Origin of the sequence: Inediibacterium massiliense (assembly GCF_001282725.1) — a bacterium.
In the GTDB taxonomy this organism is placed as follows: Bacteria; Bacillota; Clostridia; order Peptostreptococcales; family Thermotaleaceae; genus Anaerophilus; species Anaerophilus massiliensis.
In genome coordinates this window covers 146,542-169,804 of the sequence record NZ_LN876586.1, presented here as the reverse complement: position 1 = coordinate 169,804, position 23,263 = coordinate 146,542, and the positions used below count along the sequence as shown (strand labels likewise).

General features: G+C 31.4%; 20 protein-coding genes, 1 pseudogene, 2 riboswitches and 2 other annotated features. Of the genes and pseudogenes, 1 reads left to right on the top strand and 20 read right to left on the bottom strand.

Annotation, left to right across the window (positions count from 1 at the left end):
* Positions 1 to 9: 9 nt before the first annotated feature.
* The 7 genes from BN2409_RS04645 to BN2409_RS04615 all read right to left on the bottom strand — a co-directional run bounded on the left by BN2409_RS04645 (position 10) and on the right by BN2409_RS04615 (position 6,506).
* The gene (locus BN2409_RS04645) at positions 10 to 588 is read right to left on the bottom strand and encodes a TerD family protein (protein WP_053955501.1); all 579 of its coding nucleotides are present in this window, start codon (positions 586 to 588) and stop codon (positions 10 to 12) included.
* 20 nt (positions 589 to 608) lie between these two features.
* Entirely contained in the window at positions 609 to 1,220 is a 612-nt protein-coding gene (locus BN2409_RS04640; protein ID WP_053955500.1) for a TerD family protein, read from the bottom strand.
* Positions 1,221 to 1,332: 112 nt separating this feature from the next.
* The gene (locus BN2409_RS04635; protein ID WP_053956202.1) at positions 1,333 to 2,013 is read right to left on the bottom strand and encodes a TIGR00266 family protein; all 681 of its coding nucleotides are present in this window, start codon (positions 2,011 to 2,013) and stop codon (positions 1,333 to 1,335) included.
* Positions 2,014 to 2,068: 55 nt separating this feature from the next.
* Positions 2,069 to 2,647 carry a TerD family protein gene (locus BN2409_RS04630; protein ID WP_053955499.1) on the bottom strand — a complete coding sequence of 193 codons (579 nt, stop codon included), beginning with the start codon at positions 2,645 to 2,647 and terminating at the stop codon, positions 2,069 to 2,071.
* Positions 2,648 to 2,839: 192 nt separating this feature from the next.
* Complete coding sequence (locus BN2409_RS04625) at positions 2,840 to 4,666, bottom strand: methyl-accepting chemotaxis protein (protein WP_053955498.1); 1,827 nt, start codon at positions 4,664 to 4,666, stop codon at positions 2,840 to 2,842.
* Between the two features lie 195 nt (positions 4,667 to 4,861).
* A complete protein-coding gene (locus BN2409_RS04620) occupies positions 4,862 to 5,329 on the bottom strand; it encodes a QueT transporter family protein (protein ID WP_110942949.1) in 468 nt (155 codons plus the stop codon).
* Between the two features lie 79 nt (positions 5,330 to 5,408).
* On the bottom strand, positions 5,409 to 6,506 hold the full coding sequence (locus BN2409_RS04615) for a GerAB/ArcD/ProY family transporter (RefSeq protein ID WP_053955497.1): 1,098 nt from the start codon (positions 6,504 to 6,506) through the stop codon (positions 5,409 to 5,411).
* Between the two features lie 138 nt (positions 6,507 to 6,644).
* Positions 6,645 to 6,844: a binding site (T-box leader), on the top strand.
* A gap of 47 nt (positions 6,845 to 6,891) precedes the next feature.
* On the opposite strand from BN2409_RS04615, the gene tyrS reads away from it, so the two are divergent.
* A complete protein-coding gene (gene tyrS, locus BN2409_RS04610) occupies positions 6,892 to 8,115 on the top strand; it encodes a tyrosine--tRNA ligase (RefSeq protein ID WP_053955496.1) in 1,224 nt (407 codons plus the stop codon).
* A gap of 61 nt (positions 8,116 to 8,176) precedes the next feature.
* Here tyrS and BN2409_RS04605 read toward each other — a convergent pair whose 3' ends face one another.
* The 13 genes and pseudogenes from BN2409_RS04605 to rbsA all read right to left on the bottom strand — a co-directional run bounded on the left by BN2409_RS04605 (position 8,177) and on the right by rbsA (position 23,260).
* Positions 8,177 to 9,343, bottom strand: a complete 1,167-nt coding sequence (locus BN2409_RS04605) for a class I SAM-dependent methyltransferase (RefSeq protein ID WP_053955495.1) — start codon at positions 9,341 to 9,343, stop codon at positions 8,177 to 8,179.
* Positions 9,344 to 9,588: 245 nt separating this feature from the next.
* Positions 9,589 to 11,247: a putative bifunctional diguanylate cyclase/phosphodiesterase gene (locus tag BN2409_RS04600; protein ID WP_053955494.1), complete on the bottom strand. Its 1,659-nt coding sequence runs from the start codon at positions 11,245 to 11,247 to the stop codon at positions 9,589 to 9,591.
* 78 nt (positions 11,248 to 11,325) lie between these two features.
* On the bottom strand, positions 11,326 to 12,354 hold the full coding sequence (locus tag BN2409_RS04595; RefSeq protein ID WP_053955493.1) for an alpha-hydroxy-acid oxidizing protein: 1,029 nt from the start codon (positions 12,352 to 12,354) through the stop codon (positions 11,326 to 11,328).
* A 74-nt stretch (positions 12,355 to 12,428) separates the two neighbouring features.
* Positions 12,429 to 14,396, bottom strand: coding sequence for a PAS domain-containing sensor histidine kinase (locus BN2409_RS04590; protein WP_053955492.1), 1,968 nt, complete (start codon positions 14,394 to 14,396; stop codon positions 12,429 to 12,431).
* Between the two features lie 202 nt (positions 14,397 to 14,598).
* Entirely contained in the window at positions 14,599 to 15,765 is a 1,167-nt protein-coding gene (locus BN2409_RS04585; RefSeq protein ID WP_053955491.1) for a M20 family metallopeptidase, read from the bottom strand.
* A 25-nt stretch (positions 15,766 to 15,790) separates the two neighbouring features.
* Positions 15,791 to 16,993 carry a hypothetical protein gene (locus BN2409_RS04580; RefSeq protein ID WP_053955490.1) on the bottom strand — a complete coding sequence of 401 codons (1,203 nt, stop codon included), beginning with the start codon at positions 16,991 to 16,993 and terminating at the stop codon, positions 15,791 to 15,793.
* Between the two features lie 47 nt (positions 16,994 to 17,040).
* Positions 17,041 to 17,277, bottom strand: a binding site (T-box leader).
* A gap of 27 nt (positions 17,278 to 17,304) precedes the next feature.
* Complete coding sequence (locus BN2409_RS04575) at positions 17,305 to 17,493, bottom strand: hypothetical protein (RefSeq protein WP_207642556.1); 189 nt, start codon at positions 17,491 to 17,493, stop codon at positions 17,305 to 17,307.
* A gap of 74 nt (positions 17,494 to 17,567) precedes the next feature.
* Positions 17,568 to 18,878, bottom strand: a complete 1,311-nt coding sequence (gene thiC, locus BN2409_RS04570; protein ID WP_053955488.1) for a phosphomethylpyrimidine synthase ThiC — start codon at positions 18,876 to 18,878, stop codon at positions 17,568 to 17,570.
* Positions 18,879 to 18,891: 13 nt separating this feature from the next.
* Positions 18,892 to 19,227: pseudogene (locus BN2409_RS17785) on the bottom strand (ThiS-like ubiquitin domain-containing protein); the annotation flags it as partial.
* Between the two features lie 33 nt (positions 19,228 to 19,260).
* Complete coding sequence (thiS, locus tag BN2409_RS04560; RefSeq protein ID WP_053955486.1) at positions 19,261 to 19,452, bottom strand: sulfur carrier protein ThiS; 192 nt, start codon at positions 19,450 to 19,452, stop codon at positions 19,261 to 19,263.
* 69 nt (positions 19,453 to 19,521) lie between these two features.
* Positions 19,522 to 19,628: riboswitch (TPP riboswitch) on the bottom strand.
* A gap of 41 nt (positions 19,629 to 19,669) precedes the next feature.
* Positions 19,670 to 19,768, bottom strand: a riboswitch (TPP riboswitch).
* Positions 19,769 to 19,816: 48 nt separating this feature from the next.
* Complete coding sequence (rbsB, locus tag BN2409_RS04555) at positions 19,817 to 20,722, bottom strand: ribose ABC transporter substrate-binding protein RbsB (RefSeq protein ID WP_053955485.1); 906 nt, start codon at positions 20,720 to 20,722, stop codon at positions 19,817 to 19,819.
* A gap of 101 nt (positions 20,723 to 20,823) precedes the next feature.
* Positions 20,824 to 21,756 carry a ribose ABC transporter permease gene (gene rbsC / locus BN2409_RS04550; RefSeq protein ID WP_053955484.1) on the bottom strand — a complete coding sequence of 311 codons (933 nt, stop codon included), beginning with the start codon at positions 21,754 to 21,756 and terminating at the stop codon, positions 20,824 to 20,826.
* Positions 21,757 to 21,763: 7 nt separating this feature from the next.
* Positions 21,764 to 23,260 (bottom strand): ribose ABC transporter ATP-binding protein RbsA, encoded by a 1,497-nt coding sequence (gene rbsA / locus BN2409_RS04545; protein WP_053955483.1) that lies wholly within the window; start codon positions 23,258 to 23,260, stop codon positions 21,764 to 21,766.
* Positions 23,261 to 23,263: the final 3 nt, after the last annotated feature.

The following is a 23,263-nucleotide window of genomic DNA, read 5'->3' as shown; positions in this document are numbered from 1 at the left end:
TATTTTTGATTACACTGAAAGACCATAATTTCTGCAAAGATCTGCTAACCCTCCGCTAAATCCGCTTCCAATCGCATTAAACTTCCATTCTCCATTATGTCTATACAGTTCGCAAACTACTAAAGCAGTTTCTACTGAGAATTCTTCTCCTAGATCATAACGAAGAACTTCCTCATTATTTTCTTCATTCACTACTCTCACATAAGCATTGGATACTTGTCCAAAATTTTGATCTCTCTCCTTCGCTTCATGTATGGTAACTGTAATGCCTATACGATGAACATGCTCTGGAATTTTGGTAAAATCAACCTTAATCTGTTCATCATCTCCATCTCCTTCTCCTGTTCTATTATCTCCCGTATGAATGACTGAACCATTTCCGCCCTGTAAATTATTATAAAATACAAAATCCTCATCATGTAGCACTTTACCATTTTCTGCTGCCAAAAAAGCGGATGCATCTAAGTCAAAATCATATCCTCCTGCATACTTGTTTGTGTCCCATCCAAGACCTACAATTACTTTTTTTAAATCTGGATTAGATTTTGTTAAATCAATTCTTTGTCCTTTTTGAAGATTGATAGACATAATATTTCCCTCCTATTTTACTAATACTTTTGAACAATTTCACTTAATGAAGCATCCTGAGTTCCTTCTCCAATAGCAGCAAATTTCCATTCTCCACTGTGACGATAAATCTCTCCCACAATTAAAGTAGTTTTTCCTGCATAGTTATCTGTTAAATTGTATCTAATTAACTCTTGTTTATTATCTGTATTCGCTACACGAATAAAAGCATTTTTTATAAGTCCAAAATCTTGCTTACGTCTAATACAATCATAGATATTTACAACAAATACTAATTTATGAATATTTTGAGGAACTAAGTTTAAATCTACAAGGATTTGTTCGTCGTCTCCTTCTCCTTCTCCTGTTAGATTATCTCCTGTATGAATAACACTGCCACACATACTTCTTAAATTTCCAAAATAAATAAGATCTTGTTTTCTAGAAAGCTTACCATTCATATCTAACATAAGTACAGATGCATCACAATCGATATCTGCACTTGCACTACTTCCCCCAAATAACCCTGATAAAAAGCCACCACTTCTTTCTTTTTCAACAGGATCCCATCCGAGTCCTACTAATATTTTAGAAAGTCCTGCATTTCCTTTTGTAAGATCAATTCTTTGTCCTTTTTGAAGATTAATTGCCATAATAATTCCTCCTCTATCATAAATATTCCAAATAAATACTTTTTATTGTAAATTTTTGCATCCTATTTATTAATTCTAACTTTTTCAAAAAATTCCTCCAAAAATATATACTTTATTTTTGAGAAGGAATAAATTGTCTAATCCAACCCCCAAATGCTCCTGGATTTCTACTTTGAATAAGTACTGTTCCTGGTCCTCTAAATCTACAAACAAGACCTTCACCAGATGTAATACTTGAAATCCATCCCTTTGATGCTTTTTCAATAGTATAATTCATATATTCAGGCCACGCTACAAGATGGCTATTATCTATAATTACCTCTTCTCCCTCAGAAAGATTGATAGGATGAATAGCTCCAAAAGAGCTTAAAAAGACCATTCCTTTTCCACTAATCTTCACAATAAAAAATCCTTCTCCTGAAAATAATCCCTTTGCTAGGTTTTGCATTTTTGTAGAAACTTCTATACCTGATGTAGCTGCTAAAAAACCATCCTTTTGTACACAAAGATCATAAGAACCATCTAAATTTACATCTACTACTCCTCCTGGTGCTGTTGCTGCTAAAAGAACTTTTCCAGCTCCTTTTGCTGCTGAGAGGGTTTGAAAGAAGAATTTTTCTCCTGCCAGCATTCTTCCAAGACCATTCATAAAACCACCTTCCATACGCCCATCTACTTCTATCGTATTGGACATAGAAACCATGGCACCTGATTCAGCTTTTATATTTTCTCCTCTTTGTAAATTTACTTCTACTAATGGAAAAGCTCCTTCATATAATATTTTATAATCCAAATAAATGCCTCCCTCTATTTTACTTGATACAAAGACAGAGCCATAGGGCTCTGTCTTATATATTGATTCCAAAGTTTTGGCATAAAGCTGCCAATCCTCCACTGAATCCACTACCAATAGCATTAAATTTCCATTCTCCATTATGACGATACAATTCTGCTACTACAACAGCAGTTTCTACACTAAAATCTTCTCCAAGATCATATCGAATTAATTCTTCTCCCGTTTGTTCATTTGCAATTCGAATAAATGCATTAGATACTTGTCCAAAGTTTTGATTTCTTTCTGTTGCTTGATGAATCGTTACAGTAAAATCAATTTTATGAACATGAGCAGGAACTTTAGCAAGATCTATTTTAACCTGCTCATCATCTCCATCTCCTTCTCCTGTAAGATTGTCTCCAAGATGAGTCACAGACTCAGCTGCATCTTTTAAATTATTATAAAAGATAAAATCATTGTCACTTGAAACTTTTCCATTTTCTCCTAACATAAAAGCTGCTGCATCTAAATCGAAGTCTTGGCCTCCATCATATTTGTTTGTATCCCATCCTAATCCTACTAATACTTTTGTAAGTCCTGGGTTTGTTTTTGTTAAATCTACTTTTTGTCCTTTTTGTAAACTAATAGCCATCATCAAACCTCCTCATATTCTTTTGTAAATTTTTTCATTCCTATACATTATACAATATAATTGAATTATACAATATGATTCAAAAGAAGTAAAAATAATACTCAATCTAAATTTAAATTTATGTATTATTCTTCCTACATTGTATAAATTCCTTCTACTTTATAAGTTTTTTCATATTAAAGGAAAATATACCTATATCTTAAATTTGCTCATAGAATGTCTTAACTTTTCAATAAGTACAACCATTTTATTATTTTCTTCTTTCATGAGCTCCATAGCACTATTTTCTTCTTGTGCTAAAGCAGAAGTTTGCTCAATCGAAGCTGAATTTTCTTCTGCAATAGATGCAACTTGTTCAACAGAAGAGCTGATTTCTACACTATGCTCCGATACCTTTTCTAAATTTTGAGATACTTGTTTGATCCTTAATACCATATTCTCTACTTTCCCATTAATTTCTTGGAATGATTTTTCAGTATTTTTAATTTGATTGGTTCCATTTTCTACTTGCTTATATCCATCTTGTAAGGAAATTGTCATATCTTGAGATTCTTTTTGTATGCCTTGTATAATTTCCCTAATTTCTGTAGCAGAATGTCCTACTTGTTCTGCTAATTTTCTAATCTCATCAGATACTACAGCAAATCCTCTTCCTGCTTCTCCTGCTCTTGCTGCTTCAATCGCTGCATTTAATGCTAAAAGATTTGTTTGATCTGATATTTGATTAATGACCTCTACCAATTGGGAAATATTCTGAGCTTTTTCATTCAATCTTTGTACTTGATTCACAGAATCTTTCACTACATCATTAATGACATAAATCTGATCTACAGATGCTAAGATCTGTTGATTTCCAATTTGAGCAATATCTAATACGGCTCTTGAACTTTGATTTAATTCTTCCCCTTTTTCATTTGTTTCTTCTATTAATTTTCCTAATTGATTGATAGCATGTGCAATCTCTGTGGCTGAATTTGCTTGTTCTTCTGCTCCAACTGCCATTTGTTGCATAGTGGAGGCGATTTGTTCACTTCCTCTTCTAACTTCTTTAGATATATTTTCAAAAGATGCTGTTTGATTGTTTGCCTCATTAGATACATTCATAACTTCTTGCATCATCTCTCTTAAATTATCTACCATTTGATTAATAGAAAATGATAATTGTCCAATTTCATCTTTTCCTTCATAATCAATTTTTTCCACAAGTAAATTTCCTTTTGCAGCTTCATCACTCACATAAATAACTTGATTTAAATTTTTTCGAATCATTCTTCCTATGATAATCATAATAATAAGTCCAAATATAATAGATAGTGTCACACTAATAAGTAAAATAAATTTAGCTTTTTGCATACTCATACGAGCTTGATCTATGGCCATCTGTCTAGACTCTTGTACAATCTCTCTCATATTTTCAAGTAAAGAAACGGTTCTAGTTCTAAGCTTAGATGTCTCAAACTTAGCTTCCATAACTTTTTTATTATCATTTGCTTTGATAGCTGGTATAATATCTTTTTGTAATATATCATTCATTTTTTCATCATTGGATTGAATATGGGTATATAAAAATTTTAATTCATCTACATTTATAAAGCTTTCCATCTCTTTGATCACTACATCTATATCTTTAAGCACTTGTTGAAATTCTACTTCCACTTTTTCATAATCTTCTAAATATGTATTTTGTTTAAAGAATACATATTCTCCAATCTTTGCATCCTTTTCTCTATATAATGATCCCATTTGAGTAATAGTTAATGCACTTTTTCCTACTTTATCAATAATATCAATATTGTAGTTGATATGATTTAGTGCTTGAATCGTTATGGCAGTGGATGTTAAGAAAAACATGACTACCAGAAATAAAACTGCCCCATATTTATATCCTATTCTTAAATGATTCCATCTAAACTTTTTTAATTTCTCTTTCGTTTCATTCAATTTTTTAGAACTTTTTTTCTGTTTCTCTTTTCCTAATTTTTTTTTCTTGACTCTCTCTAGCATTTTGTTAAATTTCATACTTAAGCACCTCTTTCTGTTGATCCATGATGACATAAATATTATAGAATAATAGCATAGTTATCAAAACCATTCGACATATTTATAGAAATTCCTTCTTTTTATTCTAAATTATGTAAAAATAAGACTTTTATCCTAAAAACCTATATATTTTTCATACAACAAAAAAAGAGATGAATTTTTTCATCTCTCGTTTTATTTCTTAAATACCTTGTCCTTATATCTATCTAGTGTCAAGATCAAAGGATATCCTAATCCATAGCAGGCAATGAGTTGTCCTAATGTAACCCATCCCATAGTGATAAACAACGGTACTCCATAAAGATAATTTAGTATAAATCCGATTACAATACCATTTACAATTACTGGTGGCATAGGAACAAGCCATTTTTTAGGCAGCTTATAAGATAAATAGGCAGCTGCTAAAGTAGCTAAGCTACCAAACACTATATCTACTAATCCTCCACCGCCATAAATATTTGCCAAAATACACCCTACAAAAAGCCCTGGTATAGCAGCAGGTGTAAACATGGGCAAAACAGTTAAGCTTTCTGAAATTCTGACTTGAATTTGTCCATAACTAATAGGTGCAAACATGATAGTCATGGCAGCATAAATAGCCGCAATAAATGCTGCTTGTACAATATAATTTGTTCTTTTCACTTTTTTACCCTCCGTAGTTTTTTTTATCGTCAGGATATTGCGAACTGACGCTATATCTATAAACCCAGTGGATATATTATCATTCTTTATGATCTATTGTCAATGGGTTCTTTTTTTTTTCAGCAACAATCCATAAAATAATAGGAAAAATAATTTGAAATGGAAAATGATAATACGGCCATATATCTCTATTGAATTCAAAATAGTCCATTACACTATCATATTGAAAATAAGCTAAATTAACCCCTAATAATGACATAGGTAAAACAATGAAACGATATTCTTTCATATTAAATACTTTGGCAATTCCTTTACATGTACATAAAAGTAATATGCTAATTTTAATAAATCCTCCCAATAAAAAAACAACGCTTATGATTACCTCTATTCTTTGTAATATATTTCCTATTTTAATTCTTGAAATAGTTCCATAAGTAGGATAATATAAACTTGTTGCACCTTCTACTCCTACTACCAAAATATTTGTTATAGAAAGCATAAATAAATATACCCCTCCTATAATCATCCCCAACAAATAAATTTTATACATAGATTGATTATTCTTTATATCATCAAAAACCATAGTAAACACTACAATCTGAATAAGTGGAAATGTCATTATACTAAAAGCACCTTTAAAAACAGGTTTCATACCTTTAGACAATACAGGCAATATATTATTTATTTCCATATTTGGAATAGATAATAATACAATAAAACAGATCGACAATATAGGTATATATATAAACAATTCACTACATCTACCCATTACCTCTATCCCTTCTTTAATCCCCCATGCACATATGAGTATAAATAATATGTGTATGACGGTATGGGGGGTTTCTATAAAACTTACTCCTTGAACAAACTGACTATAATTAAGTAATATATCACTCATCATAAAAAAAACAAACCAAGTATATAGTATAACTATTATTTTTCCTATGATTTTTCCAAAACAGATTTCTATCATATCAAATAAATTTTTGTTTGGAAAAAGACAATGAAGTCTTGCATAAATCATGATCATAGGAATTACCATACCTATTCCTATGATAAAAGCAAGCCATAGATCATGCCCTGCTTCTAACCCTTGTGCAAATATAGAGCTAGAACCCACTATAAATAAAATAATCAAGGAAATTCCTTGTTTTGTAGAGATCTTCTCTATGTTCATTCATGTCCCTCCAGCATTATTTTTATTTAGTATTTGAATTTATTCATTCAATCATGTATTTTTATTTATTTTCTACTAATCTATTAAAAAGCTTGTCCATCATTCATATTTGTGTTAAGATATGGATAAAATAAATTTATACAAACTATGAAGGAATTCAGTAGTCTTTTATAATAACCATATAGAGAGCAGACTGGTTGGTGAAAAGTCTGAAGGATATAAAAGATGAATTACACTCTGGAGTTTCGAAACTAAAAACTTCGACGGTTTCCACTCGTTATCGTGGCTAGAGGCTTTATGCGAATTAAGGTGGTACCACGGGCTTTCTCGTCCTTACTAGATGAGAAGGTCCTTTTATTTTTGTATAAATGGAGGAGGTTTTATTATGTCAAATGTATTTGATGTGCTGAAGGAAAGAGGTTTTATTCAGCAAGCAACTCATGAAGATGAAATCAGAGAACTTCTTGGAAAGGAATCTGTTACTTTTTATATTGGTTTTGACCCTACTGCAGATAGTTTACATGTAGGTCACTTTGTACAAGTTATTACTATGATGCATATGCAACGTGCAGGTCATCGTCCAATTATATTAATCGGTGGGGGAACAGGTATGATTGGAGACCCTACTGGAAAAACAGATATGAGAAAATTCATGACACCAGAAACTGTACAATATCATTGTGACTGCTTTAAAAAACAGCTTTCAAAGTTCCTTGATTTCTCAGAAGGAAAAGCTATGATGGTTAACAATGGAGATTGGCTATTAAACCTTGAGTATATTCCTTTCTTAAGAGATATTGGAAGACATTTTTCAGTCAATAGAATGCTTACAGCAGAATGTTTTAAAAGCCGTATGGAAAGAGGACTTTCTTTCCTTGAATTTAATTACATGATCATGCAATCTTATGACTTTTTAAAATTAAGTAGAGAATATAATTGTTCTCTAGAGCTTGGTGGAGACGATCAATGGTCTAATATATTAGGAGGAGTAGATTTAGTTAGAAGAGTAGATCAAAAATCTGTTTATGGTATGACTTTTTCTCTTCTTACTACTAGTACAGGAAAGAAAATGGGTAAAACAGAAGCAGGGGCTTTATGGCTTGATCCTGAGAAAACATCTCCTTATGATTTTTACCAATACTGGAGAAATGTTGATGATGCAGATGTAGAGAAATGTCTATCTTTACTTACTTTCCTTCCTATGGATGAAGTCAGAAGACTTGGTAGCTTAGAAGGAGCTGAAATTAACAAAGCAAAAGAAATACTAGCCTTTGAAATCACAAGCTTAGTTCATGGAGAAGAAGAAGCGAAGAAAGCTGAAGCTGCTGCAAAAGCTTTGTTTGGTTCTGGACCTCAAACAGATAATATTCCTTTTACAGAAATATCTTCTGATGAATTAGAAGGAATGGATATTTTATCTCTTTTGTCTAAAGCCAGTTTAATTCCTTCTCGTAGTGAAGGAAGACGTCTAGTCCAACAAGGTGGAGTTTCTATCAATGATGAAAAAATAACAGACATAAATACACTTATTACAAAAGATTACTTTAAAGATAATGCCCTTATGATTAAAAAAGGAAAGAAAACATATCATCAAATTAGACTAAAATAGAAGCCTTAGGCTTCTATTTTAGTTGTGGATTATTTTATATTTTTATAAAAGTATCCACAAATTATTCAGTAATTCTTTTTTGTAATTTTTCCCCTAATTCTTTTTCAAAATAAGGAGTGATCCCCCAAAATTCCTTAAAGGATACATATTCTTTCACTGCTTTTTCATAACCTGTATTTCCCTTTACTCCTCGAATTAATAAATTCTTTGGAGTATGCTCCATATCAATAAATTCTAATATTTGAGTATCGTATCCCATAATTTCTAATATATTTGCTCTTATACTATCCGTAATCAAAGCTGACATTCTTTCTTTAATGATTCCGTGCTTTTCCATAGGCATCATCAATGGGTTATGAATTTTATCAAATAATTCATGCTGACAACAAGGAACAGATAAAATAATCTTTGCATTCCACTCTATGGCTTTTACTAAGGCTGCATCCGTTGCTGTATCACAAGCATGAAGTGTAACCACCATATCTACTTGATTTGCTTGATTAAAGTGTGCAATATCACCCATCATAAATTTTAATTTTTCATACCTTAAATCCTTTGCAATTTCATTACAATGCATCACTACATCTTCTTTTAAATCCAAGCCTATAATATCCACATCCATATTTAAAATATCCACAAAATAATAATAAAGAGCAAATGTCAGATAAGATTTTCCACAACCAAAATCAATTACTTTTATTTTTTCTTTATTTTTTAGCTCATCTACTATATCTCTTACCATTTCTAAAAATCTATTAATTTGTCTAAACTTATCATACTTTTGAGAAAAGACTTTTCCTTTTTCATTCATAACTCCTAATCGATATAAGAATGGATTTGGAATATTCTCAGGAATAATATAATTCTTCTTTCTATTATGAGATAAATTTTTTTGTTTTTTTGTAGGAGCTTTTTTCAAAATTTTTACTTTAAATTTTTTGCTAATGAGTATTTGATAATCTGCTTCTTTTGTATAAATTTGCCCTTGTTTAAAATTTGTTTCGAATAAAGAAATCATCTTTCCTAGCATTTGATCCTTCTCTACATTTTCATGAACTACTTTTTTATCATAATGATATGTAAATTGGTACATAAGTTTCTCTTTTAAAAGAATAGGTCTTATGCTTATTTTATTATACTCCTCTTTTTTTCTTACATTGCTAATCATACAATCTATCAAACTTTCTTCTTGTATCACTTCATCTAATAAATTTCTTATACTTTCCATAAAATCTTCCTTTCTTACATTCCTATATGTATTATAACAAATCCAATCTTTTTATATCATAAAAATTCGCATGTTCCTATCGGAACTGCTCATATCGCCAACTAAATTCTTCCATTCCATTCAGAATTTCCGTTGCTTAAAATTTGATGAAAATCTAACTTTCTAAAGTTATTTATAATTTATTCATTTGTATAATTTCCTAAAGAATAACAAATTCACATGTTGTAATCACAACATGTGAATTTCTAACAAACTTTTCTTTTTTCTTTTATCATATTCTCCATCTTCATTACACATAAGGGTTTGCTAAATAAATATCCTTGTACTTCATCGCAGCCTAACTCTTTTAGAAAATTAAATTGCTCCCACATTTCTACTCCTTCTGCAATAACGCGCATATTCATACTCTGAGCCATTTCAATAACAGATTTCACAATAGCCTGTTGATTCTTGTTTTGAGTAATATCATCAATAAAAGATTTATCAATTTTTAAAACATCGATTTCAAGCTGTTTTAAATAATTTAAAGAAGAATAGCCTTTTCCAAAGTCATCTAAAGAAATATGTATTCCTAAACCTCGTAGCTTTTGTAAAATTTCATTTGTATATTCAAAGTTTTGCATGATTGTATTTTCTGTAATTTCAAGCTCTAAAGAAGAAGGACAAATTCCTGTTTCTTTTATGATATTTACTACTTTTTCCACAAAATCATCTTGTTGAATTTGGATCACTGATATATTTACAGACACATACATGGTATATTGACCATTTTCTTGCCATTTTTTAATTTGATTGCAAGCAGTTCTTAACACAAAATCTCCTATAGGAATAATCAGCCTTGTTTCTTCTGCTAATGGAATAAATATATTAGGAGAAATCATTCCCTTTGTAGGGTGATTCCATCTTACAAGAGCTTCTGTCCCTTCAATTTTTCCACTTCGAATTCCTATTTTAGGCTGATAATAGACAATAAATTCTTCTTTTTCTATAGCATGCCTTAAATCATTTTCCATTTCTAATTTTTCTAACATCTTCTGATGCATATCATAGGTATAAAAAGAATAACTATTTTTCCCATTATTTTTGGCTTCATACATAGCCGTATCTGCATTTTTTAGTAATATACTTGCATTTTCTCCATCCTTTGGATACATGGTAATCCCCATACTTACTGTAATGTAGAATTCTCGATCATCTAAAATCCAAGGATTTTGAAAGGACTGTATAATTTTTTTTGCTATATTCTGAACATGACTCATTTGTGCATTTGGTAATAAAGCTACAAATTCATCTCCTCCTAATCGAGCAATGATAGAATGGTCTCCTAAATATTTTTTCATCAATCCCCCTACATTCTTAAGAAGTAGATCTCCAAACATATGTCCAATTGTATCATTTACTTTTTTAAAATTATCTAAGTCAAAATACAAAAGAGCCCCATTTTCTTTTTTTATTTTTGCGTCTTCTAATAAATGACCTAATTTTTTTTCAAAAAAGACTCGATTATAAAGTCCTGTTAAAGGATCATAATAAGCTAAATACTGAATTTTCTCTTGATTTTTTAATAATTCTTTTTCTTTTTGCTTGATTTTTTCCTTCATTTTATTTACATTTTCAATCACCAATTCAAATTCATCATTAGACTCTGAAAAAATCGTTCCATTATATTTTCCTTTATGTATTTGATCTAATGCATCATTAATCCTATCAATTTTTCTCATCATATATTGATGAAAAGATTGATAAATGATTAAAAAATTAAAAAGTGCTATAAAAAAAGAAAAAGTGATCATTCCATATAATGAATCTATTTTATAATGCACATAATTTTCAAAAATAGATACTAAAAAAATATTAGAACAAATTAGAATCATAGTTAAATAAATCATTAATTTATTTTTCATACTATAATCTCCTATAAATGTTATCTTTTATAATTTATTCTATCATATATAGATCCCTCCTACAAAACAAAAAACCGTCTATTCAAAAGACGGTCTAAACAAAATTTCTTCGTTCACTTCTTTTAGATTTCTACATCCTGTCATAATCATACCTTCTACTAATTCTTTTCCTATTTTTTCTGTATACATAGCTACTCCCTCTGCATCTCCTCCATAAGCTGCTACTGCATAAGGTCTTCCAATCAAAACTGCATCTGCTCCTAATGATAAAACCTTTAAAACATCTAAGCCTGTTCGAATTCCTCCATCTATAAATATTTTCATTTTTCCTTCTACAGCCTTTACGATTTGAGGAAGAACTTCTACTGTTGCAGGTGTATGATCTAATACCCTTCCTCCATGATTAGATACCACAATTCCATAAGCTCCTGCCTTCATAGCCTTTATCGCACCTTTTACAGTCATAATTCCTTTTAAAATAAATGGAAGTTTTGTAGAATCAATAATTTCTTTTAAATCTTTTGCTGATTTTGGACTTACAGGTTTTCCAGCCTTTGCAAGTATAGATAGTCCTGCTGCATCAATATCCATACAGACTGCTAAAACATTTTTTTGCTCTGCTGCATATAATCTTTCTAATATTTCTTTTTTACTCCAAGGTTTAATCGTCGGAATTCCCCATCCTCCATTTTCTTCAATCACTTTTAATGGATCCATAAAATATTCGTCTTTTACTCCATCTCCTGTAAACCCAATAGTTCCTGCATCTTTACATCCTCTAATAATAGCCTTTGCATACTCATAATCTGACAACTTCTGCCCATAGCAAGGAATAAGACCTCCTATAGGAGCCGCAAAAACTGGATATGTAAACTTTTTCCCAAACAATTCTATAGAAGGATCCACATAATTACAATCATAAATGGTATCCATATTCAGTAAAATCTCATCTAATTTTTCTACATTGCGTATAAATGTAGAACCCGTTCCCTTTCCCCCTACTCCTGGAATTTCTCCCCTACATACCTTTCCATTACATATAGGACATACTCTACATTTAAAATCAGAAATATTTTTAGCATTTTGAATCATATCCTTATACTCCACTTGTATCCCTCCTACAATCCTTTTTATAATCTATTTTATCATAATACTTTCTATATTTCGTCCTACACCATTCACTATGCATAAATATCTGAAAACTCAATATGAATTCTCTCTTTACACTCCCAGTCTACATATTCATGATCACAAGAATCTTTCTCTTTTACTAAAGTAATAGGAATATTTATAATAAATTCGCTTCCTTTTTGCCACTTACTTTTTAATTGAATAGTTCCATGGTGCATTTCCACTAATGACTTTACTAAGGAAAGTCCAATCCCACTTCCCTCTCGATTTCTTGTTAAAGATTGATCTACTTGCCTGAATCTTTCAAATATCTTATTACATTCTTCCTCTGGAATCCCTATCCCTGTATCCTTTACCTTTATGCATAAACTTTTCACATGGTCTTCTATATTTACACTAATTTTTCCTCCTTGATCTGTAAATTTTACTGCATTAGAAAGAAGATTTAGAAGAATTCTCTCCAATTTGTCTGGATCACAAGCCATTACTTTTTCTTCCACAGCTGTATCAAATTCAAGGGCAATACCTTTATTTTCCACATAATCAGCTACAGACAAGGTAATCTCCTCTAATATGTTGATCACTTCGACATTTTTTAAATGAAGTTCTAAAAATCCAGCATCAATTTTAGTTATATCAATCAAATTATTTACTAATCTTAATAATCGATTACAATTTTGTTTCATTACTTTTATATATTTATTTACTTTTTTTTCACTCTTCTCATCCTTTAAAGAATCGTTATAAAATTCTAGTAGTTGTATTACTCCTAATATGACATTTAACGGAGTTCTTAGCTCATGGGAAATGTTAGCGAAAAATTCATTTCGAAGTTCATCGTATTCTTTGGCTTCTCTTAATAATTTTTCATTTTCTTGTGCCCTTTTTCGGTACGTCACATCACGACTACAAATTGTACTATATATATTTTTTTCATTCCCATCATAACAAGGCCTACCTACTTCTTCAATCCATATATAATGTCCATCAGCATGAAGATATCTACATTCTACTCTAGTTTCTATATGTTCCTCTATTGCTTTTTGAGATATACTTAGTACTCTATCTAAATCTTTAGGATGAACAAAATCAAATATAGATTTTCCTATTAGTTCCTCTTCTTTATAACCTGAAATACTCATACATGAGGGGCTCACATATTCAATCATTCCTTGAGCATTAACCTGACTAATCATATCACACATACTATTTGTAATTTGGCGTAACCTTTTTTCACTCTTTTCCAGCGCTTCTTCGGCTTCTTTTCTTTTTGAAATATCTTTTACATAATTTAAAAAGTATAGGGGATTTCCATCTTCGTCACACACTAAAGACATATTTATATACACCCAAACAATTTCTTTATTTTTCTTAATATATCTTTTCTCTATATCAAACGAAGTATATTTTTTATTCCATAAATCTTTCATCTTCTTTATTTGTTTTTTAAAATCATCAGGATGAGTGAAATCTTCTATATTCATAGACATAAATTCTTCATCGGCATATCCTATCATTTTTATAAACTTAGGAGGCACTTTGATTACTTTGCCACTCATATGACTACGAGCCACCATCACATAAGATAATTCCTCTGCTTTTTGAATTTGGATTTGTTGAGTAAATAATCTTTGATTGGAGATGTTTAATCTTTTCGTAATCCATCCTATTTGAAGAGCTCCTCCTATTAATAAAATACTATTGATAGATCTAAATAATAAATAAATGTTAGAATGACGAAAAATAAAAACTCTTATATATATGGATTGTATGATATATACTACAGTTATCAAAACACTCATATAGCCACTTCGTTTTTCTCCGGCCCATGCAGAATAACATACTAGAATTGAAAATATTCCAACAAAATCTGGACTTTTTATATCTGAATAATATATCACTTGAATACATCCTAATAGTATCAACGTCAGAAATGGTCCTATATAATTTCGTATAAAAGTATTGTGAAATTTACATTTTTCCATTCCCTTTAGATTCGCTACTTCTGTCCCCTTCAATTTTATCTCCCCCTTGTTGATAACCTACAAATCTAGTGATATCTTTACATTTATTTACATAAATATATCTTTCTATATAGATGTATATGTTCCTCCCAAAATATTTAGTGTTTTTATTACAAATACATACATTCCTCTTGTAAATATAACAAAAACCCAGATCTTTCGATCTGGGTTCATACTGAAGATAAACCATATTTCCTTATTTTTCACTTAAAAAATCTATTGCATATTGAGCATATAGAGCTGCTCCTGACTGTAGTGCATCTTCATCTATATTAAATCTTGGATGATGATGTGGAAAATCTGCTCCCTTTTCTTCATTTCTTACTCCTACAAAAGCAATCACTCCTGGAGCTAATTTAAGATATTCAGCAAAATCTTCTCCACCTGTTACTTTCTCCATAAGACTTACTCCTTCTTTTCCAAGAATCCTTTCAACAGATTTAGCTGCTCTTATAGAAGAATTTTTCTCATTGATAGTAGCTGGTGTTCCTGCTACATATTCAAGTGTTGCCTCTGCACGATAAGCCTGTGCTGTAGATTTTGCAACCCTATCTAAAATACTAGGAAATTGATCTCTTATATCATTATTAAAGCATCTTGTAGTTCCTTCTAATGTAGCTTCTCCTGCAATGACATTAAATCTTGTTCCTGATTGAATTTGACCTACACTAACTACAGCAGACTCTAGTGGACTGATTTCTCTACTTACTACAGATTGTAAATTCATTACAATAGCAGAAGCTACTACTACTGCATCAACCCCTTGATGAGGTAAAGATCCATGTCCTCCCTTTCCTTTTACATGAATGGTAAACATATCTGCTGATGCCATACGAGGTCCTTCTTCTACTGAAATGACACCACTTTTTAGATCACTCCATAAATGAATTCCAAATACTTCATCTACTCCTTCCATAGCACCTTCTTCTATCATTTTCTGAGCCCCTCTAGCTGCCTCTTCTGCTGGTTGGAAAAATAATTTTACCACTCCATTTATTTGTTCCTTCATTTCACTTAATATCTTTGCTGCTCCTAAAAGCATAGCTGCATGGCCATCATGGCCACATGCATGCATAATCCCTGGATTTTGAGATTTATAGGATATATCATTTTCTTCATTTACTTGCAAAGCATCTATATCGGCTCTTAACGCTACAGTTTTTCCTGGATTTGTTCCTTCTATTGTAGCTAGAACTCCTGTTTTTGCTATAGATACATAAGGAATACCCATTTTATCTAGTTCTTCTTTAATCCTTTTAGAAGTTCTTTCTTCATGCCAGCTTGGCTCAGGATTTTGATGAAACTCCCTTCTTAATTCAATTACATATTCTTTGTACTTTTTTGATAATTCTTTTACACTCATGTTTATTCACCTCTATCTATAATATTTAAAACATATTTACAAACAAGCCTGCAACAATAACAGATACAATTGTAACTGTTGTAAATCCACCTACTAACATTTTAGGAAGCATTTGATCCATTAAATATTTTCTTTCTTCTTCATCCTCTGTTAATGCTTTTGTAGCTTCTTCTGTTAAAATATAGTTTGGTGGAAATCCATAAAGAGCAGTGAGTGCTACAGCAAAAGCCATTTCTTTTGTATATCCTAATGCTTTTCCTACCAACATGGATAAAATGGCCATTCCTATCACACCAAGAATAATAATTCCCATCAAAGGTCCCGCAATTTGTCCTAACATATTAGGAGTTGCTTTTGCAAGTCCTGTAAATATAAAAGCCATAAGACCTGTCATGAAAAATCCAAAAGATCCTGAAAGATTAAGTGGCTTTCTTTCTAGTAATCCTATTTCAGAAAAAATAACTCCAAAGATTAAACAGACTACATATTGAGATAAGAAAGTAAACCCAGTAGTCTCTTGAAACCAAGCCGAAAATCCTACTGCAGCCCAAGCTACTATTCCTAATTTTAATAAAAGCATATAAGTAGTTTGATATTTAGCAGGTAGTGGAGGGAAAATTCTATACTTACTCTCCTCTACGGTTACAGCTGTTTCATCCATTACATTCTTTTGAATATTTATGACTCCACTTCTAAATAAAGTTAAAAGCCTATTTCCTTCTTTTTTAAGCATAATAGCTGTTAGAGGATATCCTGCAAATCCCTGCATGACATACATGACAATTGCCAGAACTGCTAGATTTTCCATTCCTTTTGCTGCTGCTGCATCTGACATCAGAATAGCAGCTACAATTCCACCTGTTAAAGGAGGAGTAGCAGCAATGACTGTTTCCCATCCAAATAATACTCTACCAATAGTCAAAGTCATAATACAAATCCCTACAATTCCAGCTAAAGCAACAGTTACTGTTCTCCATTGGGATATAAGTTCTTTAATACTTAACATAGTACCCATATGAGTAATTAATAAAAACATAGATAATGTAATAATCGTCTTTTCAAACCCTGCTAACCCTACAATATCTGCTGGGAAAAAAGTCCAAAATCCAAATAAAAATAAAAGCGCTGATACAAACACAGATGGTACGAATGCCTTTGTTTTGGTAGATACAACATCTCCAATGGCAAGTACCAAAAGAACTACACAAAATGCCATCATCAAACTCATTCATTTTCCTCCTTTATCTTTTTTATATATAAAAAGCTCCTCATCCCTAGAGGGACGAGAAGCGTTTCTCGCGGTACCACCCTTTTTATGTTTATACATACAAACATCACTTTATCGGTTTAAACCTTGCAATTTAACGGTTGCAAATCGAATCGATCTACTCAAAAGCTTTTTCAACCTCATAGCTTGGGAGTGAATATTATATATACCTTGTTATCAGTTTACACCACCCACTGACTCTCTAGAAACGAAGAGTATATTTTTCTCTCCTTCATCGCCTTATTTCATAAATATTTATATTGTTGTTAATTCTACCAACATCTTCTTATTTTGTCAATATTATTTTTATTATAAATATTGTTTTTTTCAAAATAATATGACATTTTTTCTTTTATTTTCTTTGATGATTTATAAGGATCATCTGATGCCATCATATAAGACATGCCAGCTATTCCATCTGCATCCACTTCTTTTGCCACATATAAATTACTATTGACCATCAATAATTTATTTTTTCTATAATTTCTTCAAAAGAATATTTCATTATTTTCCTATTGGTAATTAAAAATAACATTTAATCCTCATCTCTTAACATATTAATATTTTTTCCTTCCATCACTTTATTCATATTTCTCATAGAACACATTTTTCCACACATGGTACAACTATCTTCATGAGCAGGCATAGATTCTTTTCTATATTTTCTGGCTTTTTCTTCATCGATAGCAAGTGAAAACATACTTTCCCAATCTAGCTTTTGTCTTGCTGTACTCATAGCATGGTCCCAATCTCTTGCACCTTTTATATTCTTTCCTAAATCTCCAGCATGAGCTGCAATCTTTGTTGCAATAATTCCTTCCTTCATATCCTCTAAGGTTGGTAGTCTTAAATGTTCTGCTGGTGTAACATAGCATAAAAAGTCTACTCCACAGCTTGCAGCTAAAGCTCCTCCAATGGCACTTGTAATATGATCATATCCAGGCGCTATATCTGTAACAATAGGCCCTAGTACATAAAAGGGAGCCCCATGGCAAAGCTTCTTTTCTAATAATACATTAGCCTGAATTTCGTTAATTGCCATATGTCCTGGTCCTTCAATCATTACTTGAACATTTTTTTCCCATGCTCTTAAGGTAAGTTCTCCTAAGACCATTAATTCATGTATTTGACTTGCATCCGTAGAGTCATTAATACTTCCTGGTCGACATGCATCTCCTAAACTTAATGCTACATCATATTCCCCACAAATATCTAATAGCTCATCATAATATTCATAAAATGGATTTTCTTGATTATTTAGCTCCATCCATGCATAAAGCAATGATCCACCTCTAGATACAATGTTCGTAAGTCTTTTATTTCTTTTGAAAGTTTCTGCGGTATTTTTATTCAGCCCTGCATGAATGGTTACAAAATCTACTCCATCCTTTGCATGTTTTCTTACTACATCTAAAAATTCTTTTGCAGTAATATCTTTTAATTCCTTATCATAAAAGCCTACCGCATCATATATAGGGACAGTCCCTATCATAGCACTTGATCTTTTAATTAATTTTCTTCTAAATTCTTCTGTTTTACCATAAGAACTCAAATCCATAATAGCCTCTGCTTTCATATCTAAAGCTACCTTTACTTTTTCAAGTTCTTTTTCTATATCACAACAATCTTTAGAAATACCTAAATTTACATTGATCTTCGTTTTAAGTCCCTCTCCTACTCCTTCAGGATCTAATGATTTGTGATTTTTATTGGCAGGAATAATTACTTTTCCCTCTGCAATAAGTTTTCTTAAAATATCTACTTCTATATTCTCCTTTTTTGATACAATTTCCATTTCTTTAGTAATAATCCCTCGTTTAGCAGCATCCATTTGAGTTGTATACATACTTTCATCTCCTTTATATAATCATCCAGTCTTTTAATATAGGCTGATATCCTTTTTCTAATATGGCTTTTTTCATTTCTTCTACACTTCTTGTATCTGATATGTCAAACTGTCCATCTCCCTTATCTTCTGCACTATGTCCCCCCACCTCTGTAGTAACTCCTGCAGAAACTTTTGTAACTCCAAGAGGAATTAGGTTTTCTCTAAGTTCTGCTCTCCTTATAAGAATAATGTGGTCTCCTTCTTTTGATTTTTGATCTTCCTTGATTGGAAATCCATTTCGTATCATAATATCTGCATCGTTTTTATAAAAATTTTTCACATGAAATACAGTTGCATCACTCTTTACTTCTAGCTTTTTTCATTCACAAATATGTTCATATCAACCTTCTCCTACAAAACTTACAATTTCTATCTTGTCTTCTTCATTAAGAATATGTTCTTTATACTCTTCCTTTACAATAATTTTTTCATTGACTTCTATGACTATTTTGTCTTTTTCTAAATTTAAATGTTTCAAAAATTCTTCTATATGCATTTGTGGAATATTCATCATCTTTCCATTTACAATCATCTTTTCCCCTCCCTTCATTGAAATTTTATAAATTATACAAAAAAGTGGGAATTCTCAGAGAACTCCCACTTTGCATGCAGAAAGATTCCCTACGTTGGCATTATCCAAATCAGGTTATACGGGTCAGAGATCACATCTCTTTCTCAGCCCATTTATGAGCTCCCCAGTTTATTCATTTTATGGCTTTACTTACAAAAAAAGCTTACCCGAAGGTAAGCTTGATCTCTCGTTGCTTCCCTACGTCAGTATGACCTGCATCAGGTAATAAGGGTCAGGAAAAATCCTTCTCAGCCAAAAGGCCCCCCTAGCAAAACTATCTTGTTGCTTTCATTGTATTCTTATTTTTGTTTTTTGTAAAGTCTTATTATTCTGTTATTAATTTTAAATCAACAGGAATAAAGTCATCTACTTTTTCCCCTTTGATTATTTTATCTGCTGTTTCTATTCCTAAAGATCCTATTTTATCTGGTTGCTGTGCAACAGTTGCAGCAAGTTTTCCTTCTTTTACAGATGTAACTGCATCCTCTGTAGCATCAAAACCAACAACCATAATGTCTCTTTTGGTTCCTTCGATAGCTTTTAATGCACCTAAAGCCATTTCATCATTATGAGCAAAAACAGCATTGATTTCTGGTTGTGCTTGTAAGATATTTTCCATCACTGTCAAACCTTCTGTTCTATTAAAGTTTGCAGTTTGTTTTGCTACTACTGTTAATTCTTTTCCTTTGATCGCTTCATTAAATCCTGCTCCTCTATCTACTGTAGCAGAAGCTCCTGGAATTCCCTCTAACTCTACTAATTTTCCTTTTTCTCCAAGTTTTTCTACAATGTATTCTCCTGCCATTTTTCCACCTGCTACATTATCAGAAGCAATATGAGATACTACCTCTCCGCTTTTTGCTCCTCTATCTAGAGTAAGTACTGGAATATTTGCATCATTTGAAATCTTAATGGCATTTCCTACTGTATCAGAGTTTGTTGGATTGATCATAATAGCTGAAACGCCTCTTGTTACCATATCTTCCATATTAGAAAGTTCCTTCTCTGACTTATCTTGCGAATCTAATACAATTAACTCATACCCTAATTCTTTGGCTTTTGCCTCAGCACCCTCTTTTAATGTTACAAAAAATGGATTGTTTAAAGTGGAAATAATCAATCCTATTTTTTTAGCTTCTTCTTTCTGAGGCTCTGCTTGCTTCCCTGTACAACCTGCTAATAATCCCATAGCCAAAATGGCTACCATGAAAATAGATACTACCTTTTTCATTTTTAATTCCCCCATTCCTTTATAATTTATATATATGGATTTTAAAAAACAAACCCATCATGACAATGTTATTTTATCCCTTTTCAAGAAAAATAAACTATTTATTTTTCTTTTCGATCAGATAATACTGCAATTAATATAACTGCTCCCTTTGCAATCATTTGATAATACGAAGAAACATTGAGTAAATTTAAAGCGTTGTTTAAAATCCCTATAATTAAAGCTCCTATGATGGTTCCTAATACACTTCCTGCTCCTCCTGCAAGACTTGTTCCTCCTAATACAACAGCTGCAATGGCATCTAATTCGTATCCAATCCCTGCATTAGGATCTGCTGAAGAAATTCTTGATGTAGTAATAATTCCTGCTAAAGCTGCTAAAAATCCACTGATGGCATATACAGAAAGTTTAATATTAGACACTCTAAGTCCTGAAAGCTTGGATGCTTCTTCATTTCCACCTAAAGCATAAATATATCTTCCTATTCTTGTTTGAGTTAAAATATAATAGGATAAGATAAACACTAAAACCATTAAATAAACTGGAATAGGAATTTTTAAGAAATATCCTCCTCCAATATTTGAAAACAACTCAGAGGTCTGATCTCCTGCTAATGTAATAGGCTTTCCATCAGAAAAAACTAAAGTTGCTCCTCTTAAAACAGTCATTGTAACTAAAGTTGCAATAAAGGGCTGAACTTTTCCCTTACTAATAATCATTCCACTAAAACATCCTGCTAACACACCAATCACTAAAGCGATGGCTACAGATAAAAACACATGGACTCCTGATGAAATAAGATATGCAGATACAGCACCAGAAAAAGCTAAAATAGAACCTACAGATAAGTCTATTCCTCCTGTTAAAATAACAAAAGTCATACCTGCTGCAATAATAGAATTAATTGAAGTTTGTCTTAATACATTGAGTATATTGGGTAATGTCAAAAATCTAGGACTCAGTAAAGAAACAATGAGGGAAAAAACAATGAGTCCTATAATAGATTTAAATTTCATGAGTAATTTTTTATTCATACTTTGTTTAAGCCTCCTTTATACCTACAGCACATTTCATAATTTTTTCTTGGGAAGCATCTTCTATAGAAAATTCTCCACTAATTGTTCCTTGATACATAACTAAAATACGATCACTCATGCCTAATACCTCTGGCATCTCTGAAGAAATCATAATAATGCTCATACCCTCTTTTTTAAATTCATTAATTAAATCATATATTTCTTTTTTTGCTCCTACGTCCACTCCTCTAGTAGGTTCATCTAATATTAAAATTTTAGGTTTTGTCATCAGTCCTTTTGCAATAGAAACTTTTTGCTGATTTCCTCCACTTAAATTTTTAATTCTTTGATTTTCACTAGGAGTTTTTATATTCATGTGATCAATATATTTTTTTACAGCTTCTTTTTCTTTTTTAGGACTAATTTTTAATAAAAACTCCTCAAATTTTTTCAAAGAACATATAGTCATATTTTCTTTTACAGAAAGTCCTAAAATTAATCCATCTCCTTTTCGATCCTCTGATACATAAGCAATTCCTTTTTGTAAAGCTTGTTGAGGGGATTTTATTTCTACTTTTTTTCCTTCTATATAGATTTCTCCTGAACTTTTTTGAATCGCTCCATATAAAGTCTTTGCAAGCTCTGTTCTTCCAGAGCCCATAAGTCCTGAAATTCCAAGAATTTCTCCTTTTCTTAATGTAAAATCAATACCTTTTATATATTCATTAGACAGATTCTTTACTTCTAAGGACATTTCTCCTTTTTGTGCAGGAATTCTAGGAAATTGCTCTGTAAGCTTTCTGCCTACCATCATTTCTATTAATTGATTTTCTTCTAAATTTTTCACTTCATCTTCCCCAATAAACTTTCCATCTCTTAAAACCGTCACATCATCACACATCCTAAAAATTTCCTCAAGTCTATGAGATATATAAACAATTCCTTTTTCATCTTTTTTTAATTCATCAATTACTTCAAATAAACTTTCTGTTTCTTTTTTTGTTAGAGCATCTGTCGGTTCATCCATAATAATAATTTTTGTATTTAAAGAAATAGCCTTTGCAATTTCAACCATTTGCTGCTGACCAACACTTAGCTGAGAAACCTTTTGTCTAGGATCTTTATCTACTTTGAGTTTTTTTAACAATTTTTCACTATCTTGATAAAGCTTTTTCCAGTCTATTTTTTTAAATGAGTTTACAGGTTCTCTTCCTAAAAATATATTCTCTCCAATAGTTAAATGAGGAATTAAATTCAATTCCTGATGAATAATACTGATTCCAAGATCTTGGGCATCTTTTGGGCCTTTTAAATGAATTTCTTCTCCATTATAAATAAGTTGACCTTGATCTTTTGTGTACACACCACTTAATATTTTCATAAGAGTAGATTTTCCTGCCCCATTTTCTCCAAGTAGAGCCATTACTCTTCCTTGATGAATTTTAAGATCTACACCATCTAAAGCTTTTACCCCTGGGAATTCTTTTATAATCCCCTTCATTTCAAATATAGGTTTATTCATTCC

Excerpts from the sequence above, each read along its gene's own strand:
- BN2409_RS04645 (WP_053955501.1), bottom strand. The coding sequence starts at position 588 with ATGTCTATCAATCTTCAAAAAGGACAAAGAATTGATTTAACAAAATCT.
- BN2409_RS04640 (WP_053955500.1), bottom strand. The coding sequence starts at position 1,220 with ATGGCAATTAATCTTCAAAAAGGACAAAGAATTGATCTTACAAAAGGA.
- BN2409_RS04630 (WP_053955499.1), bottom strand. The coding sequence starts at position 2,647 with ATGGCTATTAGTTTACAAAAAGGACAAAAAGTAGATTTAACAAAAACA.
- BN2409_RS04625 (WP_053955498.1), bottom strand. The coding sequence starts at position 4,666 with ATGAAATTTAACAAAATGCTAGAGAGAGTCAAGAAAAAAAAATTAGGA.
- BN2409_RS04615 (WP_053955497.1), bottom strand. The coding sequence starts at position 6,506 with ATGAACATAGAGAAGATCTCTACAAAACAAGGAATTTCCTTGATTATT.
- tyrS (WP_053955496.1), top strand. The coding sequence starts at position 6,892 with ATGTCAAATGTATTTGATGTGCTGAAGGAAAGAGGTTTTATTCAGCAA.
- BN2409_RS04605 (WP_053955495.1), bottom strand. The coding sequence starts at position 9,343 with ATGGAAAGTATAAGAAATTTATTAGATGAAGTGATACAAGAAGAAAGT.
- BN2409_RS04600 (WP_053955494.1), bottom strand. The coding sequence starts at position 11,247 with ATGAAAAATAAATTAATGATTTATTTAACTATGATTCTAATTTGTTCT.
- BN2409_RS04585 (WP_053955491.1), bottom strand. The coding sequence starts at position 15,765 with ATGAGTGTAAAAGAATTATCAAAAAAGTACAAAGAATATGTAATTGAA.
- BN2409_RS04580 (WP_053955490.1), bottom strand. The coding sequence starts at position 16,993 with ATGAGTTTGATGATGGCATTTTGTGTAGTTCTTTTGGTACTTGCCATT.
- BN2409_RS04575 (WP_207642556.1), bottom strand. The coding sequence starts at position 17,493 with ATGGTCAATAGTAATTTATATGTGGCAAAAGAAGTGGATGCAGATGGA.
- thiC (WP_053955488.1), bottom strand. The coding sequence starts at position 18,878 with ATGTATACAACTCAAATGGATGCTGCTAAACGAGGGATTATTACTAAA.
- thiS (WP_053955486.1), bottom strand. The coding sequence starts at position 19,452 with ATGATTGTAAATGGAAAGATGATGAATATTCCACAAATGCATATAGAA.
- rbsB (WP_053955485.1), bottom strand. The coding sequence starts at position 20,722 with ATGAAAAAGGTAGTATCTATTTTCATGGTAGCCATTTTGGCTATGGGA.
- rbsC (WP_053955484.1), bottom strand. The coding sequence starts at position 21,756 with ATGAATAAAAAATTACTCATGAAATTTAAATCTATTATAGGACTCATT.
- rbsA (WP_053955483.1), bottom strand. The coding sequence starts at position 23,260 with ATGAATAAACCTATATTTGAAATGAAGGGGATTATAAAAGAATTCCCA.